This is a genomic window from Phyllobacterium sp. A18/5-2, from assembly GCF_025452215.1.
Classification (GTDB): domain Bacteria; phylum Pseudomonadota; class Alphaproteobacteria; order Rhizobiales; family Rhizobiaceae; genus Phyllobacterium; species Phyllobacterium sophorae.
In genome coordinates this window covers 1,243,230-1,263,162 of record NZ_CP104967.1, presented here as the reverse complement: position 1 = coordinate 1,263,162, position 19,933 = coordinate 1,243,230, and the positions used below count along the sequence as shown (strand labels likewise).

The window sequence follows — 19,933 nt, the reverse complement described above, 5'->3', positions numbered from 1 at the left end:
AAAAGCCGCCACCGGCCGGCAATAGCTAGAGCATTTGTTCGCCCAGGAGCTCTGGCATCAGTTCGGCAAGGCGCACCGTTGTGCCGGCGCGAGCGCTGGACAGCGCTGCAATGCCGCAAAGAACTGAAACGGCACCGGCGCGGGAGCCGGCACGCTGCGCGAGCGGATCGGACATGCCGGGCTTAAAGATCATGTTGCGCATGCGGTCGTCACCACCATAATGCCCCCCTGAGGCGTGCGGTACTGCAATGCGTTCAACAGCTTGCGCGCCCTTTTGGAAATTCCGCACGACCAGGATCGTGTCTTGCGCAGGTACCTCCCAGGGCTGGCTCTCATATTGCCGCAGTTCGATACGTCCCCCGGTTCCATTGAAGGCAATGTGGTGACCCTCGATCGGCTGGAAAGTGTTGAGTGAATAGGACACATGGACACCATTGCCGTAGCGGATGGCGGCGACCATCGTGTCGGGAATGTCAATGTTATCGCGGAAGACGCAGCCGTCGCGAAAATAACCATCAAGCTTTGAGGGTTCTTCGTAGAGGGCGTCGAGGAAGGGATCAGCTTCAAGATCGAAATAAAAATCACATTCGTTCTTGTGTGCGCAGTGCTTGCAGCGTGATCCGCGAAATGGGCCCTTGCGACCATACACCTTAAGATCGGCAAAGGCGGTAATAGCTTCCGGGTCACTGCTGAGGTACCAGTTCAGTAAGTCGAAGTGGTGGGTGGCCTTATGCACGAACAGACTGCCGGAGTGCTTGGCATAGGCATGCCAGCGGCGAAAATAGTCGGCGCCATGTGAGGTGTCGAGATACCAATGAAAGTCGACTGAGGTCACCCGGCCGATCTCTCCCGCATCAAGCAGCGTCTTGATGCGGGCGGCCGTTGGTGCGTAACGATAGTTAAAGGAGACGTCGACGCGCCGGCCGGTTCGTTTCTCCGCCTCAATGATGCGGCGAGATCTTGTCGACGGTGGTGGTCATTGGTTTCTCGGTGATGACATCTGCGCCGGACTCGAGCGAACGCACGACAATATCGTCATGGGAATCGTCGGGTGTGCAGACAATAACAAGGTCCGGCCTTACCCCCTGCAACATTGGATCGAGCTCGGTGTAGATGGGTGCCTCAGCGCCGATCATTGCCCGGGCCCGTTCGGCTCGCAGTCGATTCCGGTCGACGATCGCAACCATCTCGACATGTTCTGCCCAGCCAGCGAGCAGATCAGTGCCCCACATGGTCGTGCCACGATTACCGGTGCCGATGAGTGCAAAACGCCGCTTTTTTTCCATGGCTAGCCTCGTGGTTCCTGCCGTGTCGGGTTCAGCTTATCGGTACAAACCCGGCTTGTTAAAATGTTGCGTCCCGATCAGCAGCACGCCTGATATCGTCCAACGCACGTCGCAATGACCTCCTGCGCCGGGCGTGCCCACCAATTGTCCGAAAAGATCTCAACCTCCTGCGCGCCGTGAAAGCCCGCCGCTTCGATCATACGGCGGAGGCCCGGCAAGTCGATCACGCCGTCGCCCATCATGCCGCGATCCGTCAACATGTGTGCAGTTGGAACAAGCCAGTCACAAATGTGGTGGGCGAGGATGGCGTTCATCTGTCCGGCGCGCGCAACCTGCTGCGCAAGGTCGGGATCCCACCAAACATGATAGGCATCGACCGCGACACCGGCGCCTTCTCCTACCACCTCGCAGATATCGAGCGCCTGGCCAAGCGTATTCACACATGAGCGGTCGGCGGCATACATGGGATGCAGCGGTTCTATGGCCAGTGGCACATTTGCCTGGCGTGCATGCGGAAGAACGGCCGAGATGCCATCGGCGACCATCTTGCGTGCCTCGTCGAGATTCCGCGAACCGCCCGGCAGGCCGCCAACAACGAGCACCAGGCAATCTGCGCCGAGCGTGGCGGCCTCATCTATCGCGCGCCGATTGTCGTCCAGCGCCTTTTGCCGGTCGTCGATACTGGCGGCGGGAAAGAAGCCGCCCCGGCAGAGGCCTGTCAACCGCAACCCGTTGGAGTGCACGATATTTGCCGCCTCGTTCAAACCGATTGCAGCAACCTGATCGCGCCAGGGCGCGATTGCGGTGATGCCGTGTTGCAGGCAGATGTCGACCGCTTGCGCGAAACCGCATTGTTCGCGAATAGTGGCAAGATTGATGGATAGGCCTTGGGGCTGCATCGTCGGATTTCCTCCCTGTTGCATTACTCTTGGCGTGCCATTGTTTCCCAATTGGGTTCGACAGCGGATCCAAGCCCTTTTGCTGTGATAGCCGAGGAGAAATCGACGCGGCCACTGCGGATCGCCAACCGGGCACCGCTACCAGCCTGCCGATACAGGTCGCCATGCCCGCGAAGATAGGCGGCCTGCTCTCCTTTAGGAGCGCCAAACATGCCGTCGACATAGTGATGGCCATTGCGTTCGACGTGCGTTGCCCCAACGAGAGAGGCGAGCACGAGATCCTGCTGCAAGGCGAGACCCGATTGCGTCGTCAAATCTTCGGCGGACATGAAATAGCGGCTGCTCTTTTCCTCATTATTCCATTTTTCAACACGGGCGCGATTGAGCAGCGAACGATAAAGTCCCTTGCACGACTTTGAGGAAATGCCGGCATATCCGAGGGCTCTCGCCTGTATGAAAGCGCCCATCTCGCCGTCTGATTCATCGATCTCCAGCGGGATGTGGCGGGCTATGTCGGCAAGCGAAGTCATCAAGGCATCGGCGCGGGCGATGGGCTGTTCGAAAAACAAGATCGAGCTGCGCAGCCGGCGGAGCCGGGGCTCGGCGGAAATTCGCTCAAGGAATTCGCCGACAGCATCGCTGCCCCCGAACTGCTCATTGCCGTCCAGTGTCGCTTGATAGCCGTCCGCCGCAGCATCGAGCACGGCCGCAACCTGGATCAGCCGTTCAACGTCCTCAACAGGGTGGCCGGACACCTTGATCTTGAAATGTCGATGGCCGTAGGTGGCAATCACCTCCTCGAGCGTCTGTGGAAGACCGTCTTCAAGTCGACTGTCGGGTTCGACATCGGCCGAAGTGAGTGCGTCGACCAGACCGATCGTATGGCGCACGGCCATGCTGGAGGCGGGCTTTATGGTGGCGAAATATGCAGATAGATCAAATTCCGCGAGGTCTGGAGCCGTCGCGGCATTGATGCCAAGGCGGCCCAACCGCACGGCTTCAACGGCACTCAAACTTTCCAGGCGGCATGTTGCGTCAATCACCGCACGATCGACCAACGCCAGGCCGTAGGAGGCGACAAGGCCAGGAAGCTGGAGCTTGGCGGCCTGTCGATGGTGCTGCGCCTCGTTGAGTGCATGCAGGCCAAAGGGCGTGTTGCGCCCCGTGTTTCGGTAGGCGTCGATGGCAAGACGCAAGGAAATGCGCAACTGATCGATATTATCGCCGGGCGCGAGCGACGGGTTCTTGTCGAACCACTTGGGCATCATCATTTCCGCTGACCAACCGTCGGCACTGCGTCCCTGGGCGTCGTTGATGCGGACCCTGACGAAGGCTTGCGGCGCCGCCGTAACCCGTGCTGCGCCAAAACGGAAGGGGAAACGGAAGTGAACGGGACGTTCCATTACCTCCGCTTCCTCAAGCTTTATGCGCATGGGGCTGGTCATTGCCTTCAGCCGACACCGTGAACGGCGAGGATGCGGCGCATCCGCTCGATGGCGCGATCGGGATCGGACAGGACCCGCGCCTGATCGGCCAGTCGAAACAGCTCAGCAAGATGGGCAAGTGATCGCGCGCTTTGCTGCCCGCCAATCATGGCAAAATGATCCTGCAAGCCATTGAGATAGGCGAGAAAAACAACGCCGGTCTTGTAGAACCGCGTCGGGGCCTTGAAGATGTGCCGCGACAGAGGAACTGTCGGATCGAGTAGATTGAAAAACTCGGCTTCGCGGCCACCGCCAAGTGCCTCCATCGCCATTGAGGCGGCCGGCGCGATCGCATCAAAGATGCCGAGCAGCGCATCTGAATGGCCAACTTCATCACCCGCGATCAGTTCTGCGTAGTTGAAGTCGTCACCGGTATACATGCGCACGCCCTCTGGCAGGCGGCGCCGCATGGCGATTTCCTTTTCCTTGGACAATAGCGAGACCTTGATCCCGTCGACCTTGGCGGCATGGGCAGCGATGACGTCGAGACACGTGTCCATCGCCTTGAGATGGTCCCGATTGCCCCAATAGCCTTCCAACGCTGGATCGAACATTTCGCCAAGCCAATGGATGATCACTGGCTCGCGGACCTGGGACAGAATGCGATCATAGATCTTGACGTAGTCGTCCGGACCTTCGGCAGCCGATGCCAGAGCCCGGCTCGCCATCAAAATGATCCGGCCACCCGCGGCCTCCACGATGCTGATCTGCTCCTCGTAGGCCCGGATGATCATATCAAGCGTCACGTCTGGTCCAGCGGCCAAATGATCTGTGCCAGCACCACAAGCAATCAGTGCGTCGCCGCGCGTGCGCGCCTCCGCGAGGGACCGCTTGATCAATTCCTGTGCTTCCGCCCAGCCAAGGCCCATGCCCCGTTGCGCTGTATCCATTGCTTCGGCAACGCCAAGGCCCAGATCCCACAGCCGGTGACGGAAGGCAAGTGTGCGCTCCCAATCGATTGCAGGCGTCAGCCATGGATCGTTGTCGGCGAAAGGGTCGGCGACAACATGGGCGGCAGCGAAGACCACGCGCGGAAATGATTTCGCGTCACGCCGTGCAAGCGGTATAGGTATACCGGCGAGCGTATAGGGCGTAATTTGCCCCGCTAGCGGCAGATTGATTGTGGTCATCGCCTAGAACTCCAGGGTTGGAACATCAAGCCAGCGCCGTTCCGCCCAGGATTTCAACCCGAGTTCGGCAAGTTGGACGCCCTTGGCGCCGGCTTCGAGCCCATAGGGCCAGGGGGCATCTTCGGCGACATGGCGAAGGAACATTTCCCATTGCGCCTTGAAGCCATTGTCGAAAACCTGGGTGTCGGGAACCTCATCCCAGGTCTTGTAGAAGTCGATCGTTTGCGGCTGATCAGGATTCCAGACCGGTTTTGGTGTGTTAACGCGATGCTGCGTCCAGCATTTCGTCAGCCCGGCGACGGCTGAGCCGTGGGTGCCGTCAACCTGGAAGGTGACAAGGTCGTCGCGGCGGACCCGGACGGCCCAGGAGGAGTTGATCTGTGCCACAATGCCGCCTTCAAGTTCGAAGGTCGCGTAAGCCGCATCGTCGGTATCGCAGTCATAGCTCTTGCCGTTCTCATCGATGCGCGTTGGAACGTGTGTAGCGCCGAGGCAGGAGACCGCCCGGACTTCGCCGAACAGGTTGTCCAGAACATAGCGCCAATGGCACAGCATATCGAGGATGATGCCGCCGCCATCGGCCTTTCGGTAGTTCCAAGAGGGTCGCTGCGACGGCACGCCCCAATTGCCTTCGAACACCCAATAGCCGAACTCACCGCGCACGGAGAGGATCTTGCCGAAGAAGCCGGAGTCGCGCAGCATTGCGAGCTTGCGCAGCCCCGGGAGAAACAGCTTGTCCTGGACGACGCCATGCTTGAGACCCGATGCGCGTGCTTTTTTGGCCAGCTGGATTGCGATGCCCAGATCGTCCGATATCGGTTTTTCGCAGTAGACATGTTTGCCCGCGTCCAGCGCCCGGCTGATCAGCCCGGCACGCATGAGGGTGGTGCCTGCATCAAAAAAAACAGTATCGCGAGGGTCTGAAAGGGCCGCATCGATGTCCGTCGACCAGCGCTCTATGGCGTGCCTGCGGGCAAGTTGCTCAATCTTGGCGCGGTTGCGGCCAACAATGATTGGATCGATTTCGAGACGTTCTCCCGATTGTAGCGCCAGCCCGCCCTGATCCCTGATGGCAAGTATGGAGCGCACGAGATGCTGATTGTATCCCATGCGCCCCGTAACCCCGTGTAGAATGATTCCAAGACGCGCCATTGCTTTCCTCCCTGCATGGGGTCGCTGTGGAAGCGGCAGCCAGGGCCGCGCTTTTCATAATCAGTAACCAAACGGTTACTTGATGACAGAGCAAAAGCGCATATGTCAACAAAAAACGAAATGTCGCGAAAACAAGCGGCGAACGGATGAGCGGCTGACGGGCAAGAATGCCATTGCCATTTTGCAGATTGGGCGTTTCGATGTGGTCGTGGTCAAACACCGATGCCAGGGTGCAGTGATTTGAAGGGTGGAACAGCCGAACAAAGCGAAAGTCTGCTGCCCGTGCGGGGATCGCAAATATGTCCGCGAGCTCGGCTTTACCGGGGCCAGTCGTCCGCTCGGCTGTGCAAAACTGTTGCGCAGGCTCCCCGGGAGAGCCGAGTGAATTGCTCCTTTATGCGAAACAACGGTAGAAAATGCGCTTTTTTTTGCCATTGCGCTTAGCGATGGCTTGGCGCCCCTGCCGTTCTCAACTGTCCAAGGACCGTGCGTTTTGGTTCCCCTGCAGGCGCGCGGGGCGGCTTATTCGCTCGTTTCGTCGGTGACGTTGTTTGCCCCACATTCGCGCGTTGAAGCCCGACGAGGATTGGTTCACCACACAACCGCTTGACTCTGTCGCCGCTTTCAACATAGCTTGTAACTAATTAGTTATTTGTTGCAAGGGAAACATGCGCGGAACGTTCGGGAGGGCGTTCCAACAGGAGGAGGAACAGGTGATGCTACGTGTGAGCAGACGCAATTTCATCGCGGGAGGAGCCGCGTTTCTGTCATTGTCAACGATGGGGGCGGGCGCGGGTACTGCTTTTGCAGCCGATACCCGTCTTCGGCTCCTTTGGTGGGGCTCGCAAGCACGGGCGGATCGCACCAACAAAGTTTCCCAACTCTTTCAGACAAAGAATGCAGGCACGACCGTCAATGGCGAATTCCTGGGGTGGACGGATTACTGGCCACGCCTTGCAACGCAGGTCGCCGGCCGCAATGCACCCGATATCATCCAGATGGACTATCGCTACATCGTCGAATATGCGCAGCGCGGAGCGCTGGCACCGCTGGAAAGCTATATGCCGGCGAAATTGCAAATCGACGATTTCGACAAAACACAGATCGATGGGGGGAGCGTCAACGGGCATTTTTACGGGGTCAGTCTCGGCGCGAACGCCGCAACCACAGTCCTGAATGTCTCCGCATTCGAGCAAGCCGGCGTTCCTTTGCCAACTCAGGCGACGACGTGGGAAGAATTCGCCCGCATGGGCGCGGAAATTACCAAGGCGGGCAAGCGTAAAGGCATGTATGGCATCGCCGATGGCAGCGTCGTGGAGCCGCTCTTGGAAAATTGGCTACGCCAGCGGGGCAAGGCTCTCTATACGGCCGAAGGCAAGATCGCCTTCGATCACAATGATGCCTCCGAATGGTTTGAAATGTGGAGCAAATTCCGCCAGGCCGGTGCCTGTGTTCCGCCAGACGTTCAGGCGCTCGACAAGAACGACATCGAGACAAACACCGTTTCGCTCGCCCGCTCGGCTGCAGCCTTTGCTCATTCCAATCAGTTCGTCGGTTATCAAGCGATCAACAAGGACAAGCTCGGCCTCACCAACCACCCGCGTATCGCGGCAGATTCCAAGGGCGGGCACTATCGCAAGCCCTCCATGTTCTTTTCCGTGTCAGCCCAGTCGAAGGCGATCGACCAGGCTGTCGCCTATATTAATTTCTTCATCAAAGATCCGGAGGCAGCCCTCGTTCTCGGTGTCGAGCGCGGCATACCGGAATCGGCTGCAACGCGTGAAGTCATTGCATCCAAGCTCGACGCCCAAGGCAAGGTAGCCCTCGACTACGTCACCGGTCTTGGTGATCTTGCTGGTGCGCTGCCGCCGCCGCCGCCAGCTGGTGCCGGCGAAGCTGAACTGGCGTTGCGCAATGTCGCAGAGCAGGTCGGCTTCGGCCAGCTATCGGCAGCCGATGGCGGTAAGTTGTTGGCTGAAGAGATCTCGCGCATCGTCAGCCGGGGCTAGTGCGCATGAACACGGCAACGCACGCATCTGCCGCCGACATAGCTGTAGAAAGACACCAGAGTGTGAGGGCCAGGGGACGTCTGGCACGCCTTTGGGCCAACAACGCACCAGGATATCTATTCCTTTTGCCCTGGCTCTTAGGCTTCTTCGGGCTGACCCTCGGACCAGCCCTGGTTTCACTTTATCTATCTTTCACAGATTTCGACCTGATCCGCGCGCCGCAATGGACGGGTGCGGCGAACTATGTCCGGATCGCCACCGCAGATCCGAAATTCGCGGCAGCCATGCAGGTAACCCTCACCTATGTGGTTCTTTCCGTGCCCTTTAAGCTCACCTTCGCACTTCTCGTCGCTATAGCCCTTAACCGCGGCGTGAAAGGGCTGACTTTTTATCGCGCCATCTTCTATCTGCCCTCGCTTCTTGGCGGCAGTGTTGCCATTGCCGTTTTGTGGCGACAACTGTTTGCCGGCGACGGGCTGGTCAACGCGGCTCTGTCACAGTTCGGCATCGAAGGACCAAGCTGGATTTCCCATCCGAACTATTCGATCTATACGCTTGTCGCCCTTAGCGTGTGGCAATTCGGCTCACCGATGATCATCTTTCTCGCCGGTCTGCGGCAAATTCCCACCGACATGTATGAAGCCGCCAGCCTCGACGGCGCCTCTAAATTCCGCCAGTTCTACAAGATTACGTTGCCGCTTCTCACGCCCGTGATCTTTTTCAATGCCGTTGTCCAGACGATCGATGCATTCAAAGCCTTCACGCCGGCCTTTATCATTTCCGGTGGTACCGGCGGACCAATCAACTCGACGCTGTTTTATACGCTCTACCTCTATCAGGAGGCATTCGGAAATTTCCGCATGGGCTACGCCTCCGCGCTGGCCTGGATCCTGGTGGTGATCATTGCAATCTTCACCGCCTTCTCCTTCCTCACATCGCGCTACTGGGTACATTATGATGACTGACACGCCGATGACCTCCGTGACGGCACCGCCGCCTCCCGTGAGCGGACGCAACCCGATCGCAAGCGTGCTCATTCACGCCGCGCTGATCGCAGCATCCATTGCGATGATTTATCCTTTGCTCTGGATGGTCTCGGCCTCCATACGGCCGGAAGACGAAATTTTCTCCTCCACGTCGCTTTTGCCATCGTCGGTGGATTTCAGCTCCTACATCCGCGGTTGGTTCGGGCTCGACATATCCTTTGGCCGTTTCTTCTGGAACTCGCTTGTCGTCTCGGTTTTGACGGTCACGGGCAACGTCATGGCCTGTTCGCTTGCAGCTTACGCGTTCGCCCGACTAAGGTTCAAGGGCCGCAACTTCTGGTTTGCAATTATGCTCGGCACGCTCATGATTCCCTATCATGTGACGCTGATCCCCCAATATGTGCTCTTTCTTAATCTTGGCTGGGTGGACACCTACCTGCCACTGGTGGTGCCCAAGTTCCTCGCATCGGATGCATTCTTCATCTTTTTGATGGTGCAGTTCTTCCGCGGCATCCCGCGCGAACTCGACGAGGCCGCGATGATGGATGGATGCAGTCCATGGCGGATCTACTGGAAAATCATGCTCCCGCTCTCCTTGCCGGTTCTGGCGACGGCTGCAATCTTCTCGTTTATCTGGACATGGGACGATTTCTTCGGTCCGCTGATCTATCTCAATGACATGAACAACTACACGATCCAGCTGGGGCTGCGCACTTTCGTCGACTCAAGCAGCACGTCGGATTGGGGTGGGCTTTTCGCAATGTCGACGCTGTCACTCGTTCCCGTCTTTTTCTTCTTCCTGTTCTTCCAGCGCCTGCTCATCGAGGGCATCGCCACAACGGGAATGAAGCGGTGAGGGGCCGTTTCAATTTTCAAGGTATAGACATCCATGAGTGAACTGCTTTTTGCGGCCGTCGGCCTTAATCACAATCACATCTACGGCCAGGTCAATTGCTTGTTGCGGGCCGGGGCCAGGCTCGTCGCTTTCCACGAAGAAGATGATGGGCTTGCGGCAGAATTTTCTGCCACCTACGCCGATGTGCCGCGAACTGCATCTCTGCAGGAGATTCTTGAAAATCGGTCCATCGGCCTCATTACTTCCGCGGCGATCCCGGCCCGGCGAGCGGAGCTTGCAATATCCGCGATGCGCCACGGCAAAGATTTGCTGGTCGACAAACCAGCCATGGTCAGTTTCGATCAGCTCAAGGCCGTCCGTGCCGTGCAAGCGGAAACGGCGCAAATCTTCTCAGTGCTTTATTCCGAACATTTTGAGAGCCGGGCGACGGTCAGGGCCGGGCAGCTTGTTGCCGCCGGTGCTATCGGCGAGGTTGTGCATACGGCGGGCCTTGGCCCGCATCGGCTTAGACGAGAAACGCGTCCCGACTGGTTTTTCCGCCGCGCCGAATATGGTGGCATTCTCACCGACATTGCTTCGCATCAATGTGAGCAATTCCTGTTCTTCACCGGTTCCGATAAAGCGCGCGTCCTTTCGGCCAGTATCGGCAATCACGCCAATGCGGACCGGCCTGAGCTTCAGGACAGCGGCGATATTCACCTGACCACCGGCAAAGCCACGGGGACGGTCCATGTCGACTGGTTCACGCCAGACGGGATGCCGACCTGGGGCGATGGCCGGCTTTTCATTATCGGAACGACCGGCGCTATCGAAATCCGCAAGGCCGTCGACCTGGCGGGGCGGCCCGGCGGCGATCACCTGTTTTTGACGGACCGGCAGGGTGTGCAGCATGTTGACTGCTCAAAGCTCGAATTACCTTTCGGACGGCAGTTTTTGGCCGATATACGCGATCGCACTCAAACCGCCATGCCACAGGAGCGCTGCTTTGCGGCAATGGAACTTGCGCTGACCGCACAGCAAATGGCCGAGAGCAAGCAGGAAAGATATTGAAATGAGTATCAAAACAGTCGCCGTCGTTGGCTGCGGTATCGGGAGATCGCATATCATCGAAGGCTACCTGCCTCATCCGGACATGTTCAAGATCGCCGCGATCTGCGATCTCAACGAGGTACGGCTCAAAGAGGTTGGCGACGAATTCGGCATCGCTCGCCGTACGACATCCTTTGACGAACTCCTGACCGAGGAGACCATCGATATCATCGATATCTGCACACCGCCCGGGATCCACCTTGAACAGGTCGTTGCGGCGCTTCGCGCCGGCAAGCACGTGATCTGTGAAAAGCCATTGACTGGATCGCTCGCTGGCGTTGATGCGATCATGCAAGCAGAGAAGGTCGCAAAAGGGGTATTGATGCCAATCTTCCAGTACCGCTACGGCGACGGCATCGAGAAGGCAAAACGTATCATCGCAGCCGGCGTTGCCGGAAAGCCTTATCTTGGATCGGTAGAGACTTTCTGGCTACGGACTCCCGAATACTATGCTGTGCCCTGGCGGGGCAAATGGGAGACGGAACTTGGCGGCGTGCTGGTGACACATGCGCTGCATCAGCATGACATGCTGATGCATCTGATGGGGCCGGTATCGAAGGTCTTCGGACGGGTCAGCACGCGTGTCAACGATATTGAAGTTGAAGATTGCGCCTCAGCAAGCTTGCTTATGCAAAGTGGTGCACTGGTTTCGCTGTCGTGCACGCTCGGATCTCAGGAGGAGATCAGCCGTTTGCGGCTCCACTTTCAAAATGTAACTTTTGAAAGCAGCCATGAGCCTTATGCACCCGGCAAGGATCCCTGGAGAATCATCGCGGCCAACGACCAGGTCCAGGGGCAGATTGATGCACTGATTGCAGATTGGACGCCGGTTGCTCCGCGCTTCACGACGCAGATGCGGCACTTTCACCGCCATCTGAACGGGCAGGGCCCGCTTCCGGTCACAAGTCGCGATGCGCGCGATGCGTTGGAACTCGTCACGGCCATCTACCAGTCTTCAGATGCGGGTTGCGAAGTGACGCTTCCAATCAAGGGTGACAGCCCGAAATATGCCACATGGCGTGCAACCACGCGATGAGGTCTAAGATCAGTCGAAAGAGAGGATTTGGGACATGTCGACCAGTGTAGTTCTTGAAAAGGTTGAAAAGCGCTATGGAACAGTCGACGTCATCCACGGCATCGACCTCAACATTGAACCTGGCGAATTCGTCGTCTTCGTCGGCCCTTCGGGCTGCGGGAAGTCGACCCTGTTGCGCATGATCGCCGGGCTGGAGGAAATCAGCGGTGGCGCGCTGCTTCTTGATAGAGAGCGAATGAACGAGGTGGCATCAGCCAAACGCGGCATCGCCATGGTGTTCCAGTCCTATGCACTTTATCCGCACATGTCAGTCTATAAAAATCTCGCCTTTGGTCTGGAAACCGCCGGATACAAAAAAGCTGAAATCGAACCGCGTGTGCGCCGCGCCGCGCAGATCCTGCAGATCGAGAAACTTCTTGAACGCAAACCCAAGCAGCTTTCCGGCGGGCAGCGTCAGCGCGTTGCGATCGGTCGTGCCATTGTACGCGAGCCGCGCATCTTCCTGTTCGATGAACCACTCTCCAACCTCGATGCGGAACTTCGCGTACAGATGCGGGTGGAAATCTCGCGCCTTCATCGCAAGCTCGGCAATACCATGATCTATGTAACCCACGATCAGGTCGAAGCGATGACCATGGCTGACAAGATCGTCGTGTTAAACGCTGGCCGGATCGAACAGGTCGGTGCGCCTTTGGAACTCTATAATAACCCGGTCAACCGTTTCGTGGCCGGCTTTATCGGCAGTCCGAAGATGAACTTCCTTGATGCCCGCATCGAGGAAATCAGTGCCAACCATACTGATCTATGTGTCGGTGGGAATAAGATGCGTCTGCCATGGCAGCTGAATGGCGGCACGAAAGAAGATAAGGTCGCCTTTGGCATCCGACCTGAGCATCTGGTTGCCGACAGGGAGGCGGGTATCGCACTGGCCACCGTTAATGTCGATCTGGTCGAGAATCTCGGCGGCGCGACGATGCTCTATACAACTACGCCCGATGGCCAGCAGTTGACCGTCGCGCTGGATGGCCAGCAGAACGTGGAGCGCGGCGCAAATATCAAGGTTTATTTCGACCCGGCGCGCTGCCACGTATTCAGCGCCGATGGCGTGGCCATTCAAGCGCATGAAGAACATGCGGCCGTCAATGGCGGAGGTTCTGTTTCGGATCGCTACCATGCTGCAAGCTAGACGCACGGCTGTCGTAGCTTGCGATTTCCTCCGGCGATGCGCAGGTCGTCCAGTTGGACGTTAGGGTAGGGAAGCACCTTGGACAACGATCAGACTTCGGAGCCGCATTTGCTGGATGCCTGGACGCACATCTTTCCGCAGGCATATTTCGCAAAACTCAACACCGTTTCGAACGCATCGGGGCCGTTAAAGCGCTGGATGACGCTCCGTTCCCTATTCGATTTGGATGAACGTTTCCGCTTGATGGATCAATTTTGCGGCTACAAGCAGATCCTCACGCCGTCCATGCCCGCGTTTGACGAAATTGCCGATCCGAGCGAAGCTCAATCGCTGGCGCGACTGATGAACGACGGCTTGGTCGCACTGGTCACCCAATATCCTGATCGCTTTCCCTATTTCGTGGCGGGGCTATCGCTCATGAACGCCGAGGAGGCTTGTAGAGAGATCCAGCGAGCTTTGGATATGGGCGCCATTGGGTTTCAGTTGCCTTCACATGTGCAAGGAATTCCCTTGGACGATCCGAGATTCTTCACCGCATGGGACACTCTTGCCGCATCGGGGCGTCCGATTTGGTTACACCCGATCCGCGGGCCGGTGCCCGACTATCCAACCGAGAAGAAGTCGAAATACGAGATCTGGTGGTGCTTCGGCTGGCCTTATGAAACCACAGTTGCGCTGTCGCGATTGGTTTTCTCCGGACTGTTCGACCGCCATCCACACCTTCGAATTCTAACCCATCATATGGGTGGAATGGTTCCCTTCTTTGCGGGGCGCATCGAACAGGGTTGGGGGTTGGAAATGGGTGCGCGCACGCCACCATCAGATGCGGATTTGCTGCCAGTCCCGCTGAGACACCCGGCTTTGGCTTACTTCAAGGCGTATTTTGGCGATACCGCCCTCTCGGGAGCGACGGGCGCACTCCGATGCGGCCTGGACTTCTTTGGAATCGATCATGTCATGTTCGCAAGCGATTTTCCGTTCGATGCCGAAGGCGGTTCCTATCTGGTGCGGGAAACACTCAAATCGATCCAAGGGCTGGGTATTTCGGCATCTGATTTTGCCCGTATTGCAAATCGCAACGCGCAAAACTTCTCAAGGCCCAGCTTCACGCCCCAATTTTAAATTCTTGATGACGCGGCCGGTCACGCAACGATTTCGCAATTTCGATGCGGTTTCAGCGCCTGATTTCCGATTGGCGGCTGCGCGGCCACGCAGTCGGTTTGAGGGCGAAGGTCGGGCGAATTATGGAGCCCCGCTTTGACTACACTGCGATCGGCCCTGTCGTGAACCTGCCGTCGAGACTGTGTTCGTCGGCCGATGACCGGCCAATCCTTGTCGATCATTCCGTCGCGCATACCGTGCTTGGTAAGAATGCGATGGTTGCGCTCGGCGCGCGCGATCTTAAGGGCCTTCGACGAGCAGGTAGCCGTTTACGACATCGGAATAGGAAGCATGAAGCCAGATATTGTGTCCGACCCAAAATGAAAACGGCGCGAAAAGTTAGGTGCCTCGGCCACCAAATGGTTGGGCAGGCGTGGAGCCATGCTGAATGTTGGGCCACCAGAAATCCGACGCCAGCCACGTGAGCCAATACCCTCGTCTGGCGGGCGAAGTGCAACGCGCAACCACGCGAAGGAAATGCCTGATGTTACAGAAACGTACTTCTTTCGTCAGTAAGACGCGCGACCATTTTGAAAGCGGGAGGGTGGGGAACGCGATCCTGGGCCTTGCCAAGATTCGCAAAATGACAGCCTGCAAGTGGTTCATGCGCCTTGGCTGGCCAGAAGCGGCCGCGAAAATGATGCTAAACTTTCACCTTAGCCAGATACCTTAAGACAACGTCGATGTTGTGCGCTTCCCGTTCCGCCAGGGCGTTATAGTGCATGAGATTGACATCGAATATCGTCGAAAGGGTATACTGGTTGGCGACGTAGAAGTGACCGAGACTAACAATCGTGATGTATAGTTGCATCGGCGATATGCCCTCGCGGAAAACCTCTTTGCGGACTCCGTCGAGCAGGACTTGGTCCAGCAGTTCCAGCAGCGGCGGGTAAAGGCTTTTCACAAATCGGCTTTGCCGGATATAGCTTGCCTGGTGCAGGTTTTCTTCGTTGAGGATGCGCACGAACTCCGGATGCTCAACGACATACCTCAGGTTGAATGCCACGAGAAGTGCCATGGCCCGTTCCGGGGGCAGTGAGCCGACTTCCAGCAAGCGTTCCTCGTTGCGCTTGCGACTATAGGCATCCTCAAGAACGGCGAGCCACAGTTCCTCCTTGCTGCCAAAATGGGCGTAGAGCATGCGCTTGTTCACCCGAGCGGCGTCGGCGATTTCGTCGACCCTCGCGCCGGCAAGTCCCTTCAAGGTGAACTGTTCGATTGCCGCGCTCAAGATGCGCTTTTTTGTGGCGTCGGCTCGCGCGCTGGGCGCGCGTGCTTTGCGTTCCGGGTCTGCCGTTCCTTGCTCAGTCAACTTTTCACTCCAGAACAACATGCAACATGTCTGACACCCAATTGAGACGCCGAGTCTTTTTCGAATGGTAACTTGTCACAAATACAACAACAAGCCAAGTGCCGTAACTATATAGTTATCCAAGATGTGACAGGCGTTTTAAGAGGCGCGACGTTGAAAATGCCGACGCTATGCGCTTTATCATTCGCAGGGGACACCTTCTTACAAGCTGTTGACAACTCTTAAGACAAAAAGTAACTATTGAGTTACTCCAAGGGAGGAGCATTTCAATGGGAAGCAAACAGTCCGCCGCCGAATGCACGTCTGACCGATCTGCAGTCGCCAGTCCTGGTCAGCTGAGCATCCAAGTCCCCTCGCAGGAATTCGTGTTCGCGAGCCTCGTTGATTTGCTGCGATATCGCGGCATTTCGGCAGTGCGTGAATACGAATTTATGCCGCGGGGCGACGGTGGACGGACAATCGTTTGATTGGCACTTCAGTTGCTGATGATGGCATTGGCGTAGTCGTTGCCAGACAATGCCGGGAGGAATGCGTATGCGAAACGCTTTTAATTCAGCTTGGCTCCGACCGATCCTCTTGGTGGCCATCGTCATCGTCGTGTGGGATATTTCAGTCAGGCTGTTGAATGTACCAGCCTATCTTGTCCCGCCGCCGTGGCAGGTCCTTGAGCAACTCGTCCTCGAGGGACCGATGCTCCTGGCAGAGGCCGTTCCCACTTTGGTCGCCACGCTCGGCGGATTTGCACTTTCAGTCCTTATCGGCGTTCCGCTTGCTATGCTGATTGCATATTCGCGAACTGTCGAAAGCTACCTCTACCCTTTGCTTGTTTTCTCCCAAAGCGTTCCCAAGGTCGCGATAGCGCCGTTGTTTGTCGTCTGGTTCGGCTTCGGCATTTTGCCAAAGATTATCGTTGCCTTTCTGCTCGGTTTCTTTCCTGTGGTGGTTTCGACAGTCATGGGGTTCAAGTCGCTGGAGGCCGACATGGTCGATCTTGTCAGATCGATGGGCGGCTCACGCTGGAAGATGTTCTACAAAGTTAGCCTGCCGAATGCCATGCCGGCTATTTTTTCCAGCATGAAGGTATCCGTTACCTTGGCAGTTGTTGGCGCAGTGGTCGGCGAATTCGTGGGATCAAACGCGGGTATCGGTTACGTCTTGCAGCGTGCCAACGGCAACTTCGATCTGCCGCTGATGTTCGCCGCATTGATCGTCCTGTCCCTTATGGGGGTGATCCTGTTCATGATTATCGACGCGTTGGAGAAATACCTTCTGCCGTGGCATGTCTCCAATAGGTTGGATTCCACGCAAGTGCATTAACAAATTCGGTGTGAATCATAGGAGGAGAATGATGAAAGTCGGCAATTCGCTCAAGGCCTGCATGGCTGCCGTCATGGTAACGGCGATCGTCGTCGCCTCGGCGAGGGCACAATCCCTCGACAAGGTAACGCTCATGCTGAACTGGTATGCGACGGGTTTGCATGCTCCCATTTTACTGGGAAAGCAAAAGGGTTACTTTGAAAAAGAGGGGCTGGACCTGGAAGTACAGGAGGGGAAGGGCTCCGGACCGACCGTCCAGGCTGTCGCGGCGGAAAACGTAACCATTGGCTTTGCCGACATCACCACGATGATGAAGCTCGTTTCAAAGGGCGCGCCAGTCATATCGGTCGGTTCGGCCCTGGAGCGCAGCCCCTTCGCAGTTATTAGCCTCAGTGAAAAAAAGATACTTCAACCGTCAGACATCAAGGGTAAAACCATCGCGATGACGGCGGGCGACTCGCCATCGCAAGCCTGGCCGCTGTTTTTGGAGAAGAATGGACTAAAGGACACCGATTACAAAACCGTGACTGGCGACGCGAAGACGAAGATCAATGCAGTCATCAACGGTCAGGCAGATGCCCTGCTTGGTTTTGCGACGGATCAGGGAAACCAGATCGAATTCGTCACCAAGAAGCCGGTCAGCTTGATGCTTTTTGCCGATCACGGGGTCGACAGCGTCGGATCGTCGTTCATCGTCAATACTGCTACTTTGAAAGAACACCCCGAAATGATCCGGCGGTTCATGCGGGCAGCGACGCTGGCGTTCGAGGATGCGGTCAAGGAACCCGAAGCGGCGGTGGATGCGTTGCTGGTCGCCTTTCCCAAAGCGGGTGCCAAGGAAAGCCTGATGTCGGGGCTGAAAACAGCCATCCCGCTGTTCCATACACAAGATACAGTCGGCCAAAAGCCACTTCGGGTAAGCTCGCAGGCGATGGAAAAGACAATCCAAACCATGGTCGATACCGGTGGCATCGACAAATCGGATATGAACGCATCGAAGTTCTTTACCAACGAGTTTCTACCGTGAAAGGTCAAGGATGTTAGCTGTTTCGATGCAGAAAGACGCTGAGCGCCCAACCGCCAAACCTCCAAAAATCCACGTGCCCTTGATCGAAGTACGGGGAGTAACGAAGACCTATCCAGGGCGCGATGGCCCCACGGAATCATTGCGCCCGATAGACCTTTCCATCAACGAAGGTGAGTTTGTTTCCGTGGTCGGTCCCTCGGGCTGCGGCAAAAGTACGTTGCTCAAACTGGTCGCCGGCCTCGCGCCCGCCTCAGGAGGTGAAATAAGGATCGGTGGCCGCCGCATCGTTGGGCCACAGACGAATGTCGGCATTGTTTTCCAGAATGCTGTGCTCATGGCGTGGCGGAATGTGAACAACAATATTCTGCTTCAGGCTGAAATGCGGGGAATGGATATGGCTGCGGCGCGAAACGCGCGCAGCAGCTTATCGAGATGGCCGGTCTGAAAGGCTTTGAGAAAAAAATATCCATGGCAGCTTTCCGGTGGCATGCAGCAACGTGCGTCGATCTGCAGAGCCTTGCTGCACGATCCGGCTGTCATGTTAATGGACGAACCGTTCGGCGCGTTGGATGCAATGACCCGAGAGAAGATGAACATCGAACTTCAACGCATCTGGCTTGAATCTCGAAAGACAGTCCTGCTCATTACCCATAGTATCCCGGAGGCAGTCTTTCTTTCCGACCGCGTCATCGTGATGAGTGAACGTCCAGGGTCAATTGCGGCAACTTATGACATTGATTTGCCGCGCTCGCGTTCGTTGAATGTAATGGCTACCCCGGAATTTGCCTCCTATACGCGAATGATCCGGGCCCATTTCTATGCGCAAGGGTCTTTGGACGACCACTAAAACCGTCGCGTTGGCTGCTTGATTTTTAAGCGGCAGACGTTTTTGCAATTTGCCAACGGGCCGCAAGGTGCGGGGCAGGGTGGCGCCTGACCGCTAGATACCCGAAGACTGGAAAGACAGGTGGTCAGGCGTCAGGGCGTTGAGGAATTCGAGCGCGTCGAAGACAGCGCCAGGCGCCTGCGCCCCGTGTACGCGCGCTTTACCCGCAAGTACTTGCTGAACTGCCTCGCACACGAGCGGGGCAGTAAAGGCGTAGATGTCGCGACCAAAAGCGGAAATGTGGCGCTCTTCGTTCACCTTCCGAACCATGACCTCGACCATGAAGCGCTGCGCCGAAAGACCTGATTCATCCGCCGGCGCAGGTGGCGGTGTCCTCGGATCATGGACGTCCCGATACGCTGTCTCATTAAGATATGTATAAATCTCCGTGCTGCGCAGATGCCGGTTGATAACGGAAATCTCCGAGAATGGCTGTTCGATGACTTGCTGAGGACCGAACGGTTGGAGAAACTTCCACTCCTGTACTGCAGCCGGCAGAGACACTGGTGCCAACTGCCCATTAGCGACCACCAATCGCCGAGCCGTGTTGCGCTCTCCGGTATTGCGGGAGCCGATTGTCGGATGCCAGCTATCCAGCGCGATGCCGATCCGAATATCGTCGACCGAGTCCCAATCACCGCGTATTGCTGACACAAGCAAATCCGCAAAACCGCCGTAGAACCCCATGGCAGGTATAAAAACCAGCCCGGCTTGCTTTGCGTCACTATCGAAGGTGTCATACGTCGATAATGCGCTGGCCTGTTCAGCCGTCACATCAAAGTAATGGGCACCCGCCCGCAAAGTTGCTGTGGCCACCGCATCGGCCGTATCCAAAAACGGGCCGGCGCAGTTGATAACGGCTGCCACTCCCAAAAATGCCCTGTCGAGCGAATTGGCGTCTTCGATAGATGCCTCGCGAATTTCGACGGCTTGGGTGCCGGCGTGAGCCAACTTCGCGGCGCTCCGACCGACCGCCACCGTCTTCAAGCCTCTGCGCGCCAGCTCCGATAGCACGAACTTTCCGGTGTGCCCGTTGGCGCCATACACTGCGATCGCTGCATTTTCATTGTTCTTGTTAGCCATCTTCATCCCCTCAATGCTACAGACCTGTCTGTTG

General features: G+C 57.1%; 14 protein-coding genes and 3 pseudogenes. 10 read left to right on the top strand and 7 right to left on the bottom strand.

Annotated elements, in window-relative coordinates; genetic code table 11:
* Window positions 1–25: 25 nt before the first annotated feature.
* From N8E89_RS24785 to N8E89_RS24765, 5 genes and pseudogenes are all read right to left on the bottom strand, one after another.
* Window positions 26–1,286 (bottom strand): annotated as a pseudogene (locus tag N8E89_RS24785) (Gfo/Idh/MocA family protein).
* A 77-nt stretch (window positions 1,287–1,363) separates the two neighbouring features.
* Window positions 1,364–2,185 (bottom strand): sugar phosphate isomerase/epimerase family protein, encoded by an 822-nt coding sequence (locus tag N8E89_RS24780; protein ID WP_262262460.1) that lies wholly within the window; start codon window positions 2,183–2,185, stop codon window positions 1,364–1,366.
* A gap of 23 nt (window positions 2,186–2,208) precedes the next feature.
* Entirely contained in the window at window positions 2,209–3,630 is a 1,422-nt protein-coding gene (locus N8E89_RS24775) for an enolase C-terminal domain-like protein (RefSeq protein ID WP_262262459.1), read from the bottom strand.
* 5 nt (window positions 3,631–3,635) lie between these two features.
* Complete coding sequence (locus N8E89_RS24770; RefSeq protein ID WP_262262458.1) at window positions 3,636–4,799, bottom strand: dihydrodipicolinate synthase family protein; 1,164 nt, start codon at window positions 4,797–4,799, stop codon at window positions 3,636–3,638.
* Between the two features lie 3 nt (window positions 4,800–4,802).
* A complete protein-coding gene (locus N8E89_RS24765; protein ID WP_262262457.1) occupies window positions 4,803–5,951 on the bottom strand; it encodes a Gfo/Idh/MocA family protein in 1,149 nt (382 codons plus the stop codon).
* A 713-nt stretch (window positions 5,952–6,664) separates the two neighbouring features.
* On the opposite strand from N8E89_RS24765, the gene N8E89_RS24760 reads away from it, so the two are divergent.
* The 7 genes and pseudogenes from N8E89_RS24760 (at window position 6,665) to N8E89_RS24730 (ending at window position 14,235) form a co-directional block, all read left to right on the top strand.
* Complete coding sequence (locus N8E89_RS24760; RefSeq protein ID WP_262262456.1) at window positions 6,665–7,960, top strand: ABC transporter substrate-binding protein; 1,296 nt, start codon at window positions 6,665–6,667, stop codon at window positions 7,958–7,960.
* Between the two features lie 5 nt (window positions 7,961–7,965).
* Window positions 7,966–8,925 (top strand): carbohydrate ABC transporter permease, encoded by a 960-nt coding sequence (locus N8E89_RS24755; protein ID WP_262262455.1) that lies wholly within the window; start codon window positions 7,966–7,968, stop codon window positions 8,923–8,925.
* Entirely contained in the window at window positions 8,918–9,802 is an 885-nt protein-coding gene (locus N8E89_RS24750) for a carbohydrate ABC transporter permease (protein WP_113174467.1), read from the top strand. The genes N8E89_RS24755 and N8E89_RS24750 overlap by 8 nt, the downstream gene beginning before the upstream one ends.
* Before the next feature lie 33 nt (window positions 9,803–9,835).
* Window positions 9,836–10,852, top strand: a complete 1,017-nt coding sequence (locus tag N8E89_RS24745; RefSeq protein WP_262262454.1) for a Gfo/Idh/MocA family protein — start codon at window positions 9,836–9,838, stop codon at window positions 10,850–10,852.
* A 1-nt stretch (window position 10,853) separates the two neighbouring features.
* Window positions 10,854–11,927 (top strand): Gfo/Idh/MocA family protein, encoded by a 1,074-nt coding sequence (locus N8E89_RS24740; RefSeq protein WP_262262453.1) that lies wholly within the window; start codon window positions 10,854–10,856, stop codon window positions 11,925–11,927.
* Between the two features lie 34 nt (window positions 11,928–11,961).
* A pseudogene (locus tag N8E89_RS24735) lies at window positions 11,962–13,041 on the top strand (ABC transporter ATP-binding protein); the annotation flags it as partial.
* Between the two features lie 150 nt (window positions 13,042–13,191).
* Window positions 13,192–14,235, top strand: coding sequence for an amidohydrolase family protein (locus tag N8E89_RS24730; protein WP_262262452.1), 1,044 nt, complete (start codon window positions 13,192–13,194; stop codon window positions 14,233–14,235).
* A 682-nt stretch (window positions 14,236–14,917) separates the two neighbouring features.
* On the opposite strand, the gene N8E89_RS24725 is transcribed toward N8E89_RS24730, so the two are convergent.
* On the bottom strand, window positions 14,918–15,586 hold the full coding sequence (locus N8E89_RS24725; RefSeq protein WP_262262451.1) for a TetR/AcrR family transcriptional regulator: 669 nt from the start codon (window positions 15,584–15,586) through the stop codon (window positions 14,918–14,920).
* A 534-nt stretch (window positions 15,587–16,120) separates the two neighbouring features.
* On the opposite strand from N8E89_RS24725, the gene N8E89_RS24720 reads away from it, so the two are divergent.
* The 3 genes and pseudogenes from N8E89_RS24720 to N8E89_RS24710 all read left to right on the top strand — a co-directional run bounded on the left by N8E89_RS24720 (window position 16,121) and on the right by N8E89_RS24710 (window position 18,777).
* Window positions 16,121–16,903, top strand: coding sequence for an ABC transporter permease (locus N8E89_RS24720; protein WP_262262450.1), 783 nt, complete (start codon window positions 16,121–16,123; stop codon window positions 16,901–16,903).
* Window positions 16,904–16,931: 28 nt separating this feature from the next.
* Entirely contained in the window at window positions 16,932–17,930 is a 999-nt protein-coding gene (locus tag N8E89_RS24715; RefSeq protein WP_262262449.1) for an ABC transporter substrate-binding protein, read from the top strand.
* Between the two features lie 10 nt (window positions 17,931–17,940).
* A pseudogene (locus tag N8E89_RS24710) lies at window positions 17,941–18,777 on the top strand (ABC transporter ATP-binding protein).
* 93 nt (window positions 18,778–18,870) lie between these two features.
* Here the strand turns inward: N8E89_RS24710 and N8E89_RS24705 are convergent.
* Entirely contained in the window at window positions 18,871–19,899 is a 1,029-nt protein-coding gene (locus N8E89_RS24705) for a saccharopine dehydrogenase family protein (protein ID WP_262262448.1), read from the bottom strand.
* Window positions 19,900–19,933: the final 34 nt, after the last annotated feature.

Bases quoted from the DNA above. Each gene is read 5' to 3' on its own strand.
- N8E89_RS24780 (WP_262262460.1), bottom strand. From the start codon at position 2,185: ATGCAGCCCCAAGGCCTATCCATCAATCTTGCCACTATTCGCGAACAA.
- N8E89_RS24775 (WP_262262459.1), bottom strand. From the start codon at position 3,630: ATGACCAGCCCCATGCGCATAAAGCTTGAGGAAGCGGAGGTAATGGAA.
- N8E89_RS24770 (WP_262262458.1), bottom strand. From the start codon at position 4,799: ATGACCACAATCAATCTGCCGCTAGCGGGGCAAATTACGCCCTATACG.
- N8E89_RS24765 (WP_262262457.1), bottom strand. From the start codon at position 5,951: ATGGCGCGTCTTGGAATCATTCTACACGGGGTTACGGGGCGCATGGGA.
- N8E89_RS24755 (WP_262262455.1), top strand. From the start codon at position 7,966: ATGAACACGGCAACGCACGCATCTGCCGCCGACATAGCTGTAGAAAGA.
- N8E89_RS24750 (WP_113174467.1), top strand. From the start codon at position 8,918: ATGACTGACACGCCGATGACCTCCGTGACGGCACCGCCGCCTCCCGTG.
- N8E89_RS24745 (WP_262262454.1), top strand. From the start codon at position 9,836: ATGAGTGAACTGCTTTTTGCGGCCGTCGGCCTTAATCACAATCACATC.
- N8E89_RS24740 (WP_262262453.1), top strand. From the start codon at position 10,854: ATGAGTATCAAAACAGTCGCCGTCGTTGGCTGCGGTATCGGGAGATCG.
- N8E89_RS24720 (WP_262262450.1), top strand. From the start codon at position 16,121: ATGCGAAACGCTTTTAATTCAGCTTGGCTCCGACCGATCCTCTTGGTG.
- N8E89_RS24715 (WP_262262449.1), top strand. From the start codon at position 16,932: ATGATGAAAGTCGGCAATTCGCTCAAGGCCTGCATGGCTGCCGTCATG.
- N8E89_RS24705 (WP_262262448.1), bottom strand. From the start codon at position 19,899: ATGGCTAACAAGAACAATGAAAATGCAGCGATCGCAGTGTATGGCGCC.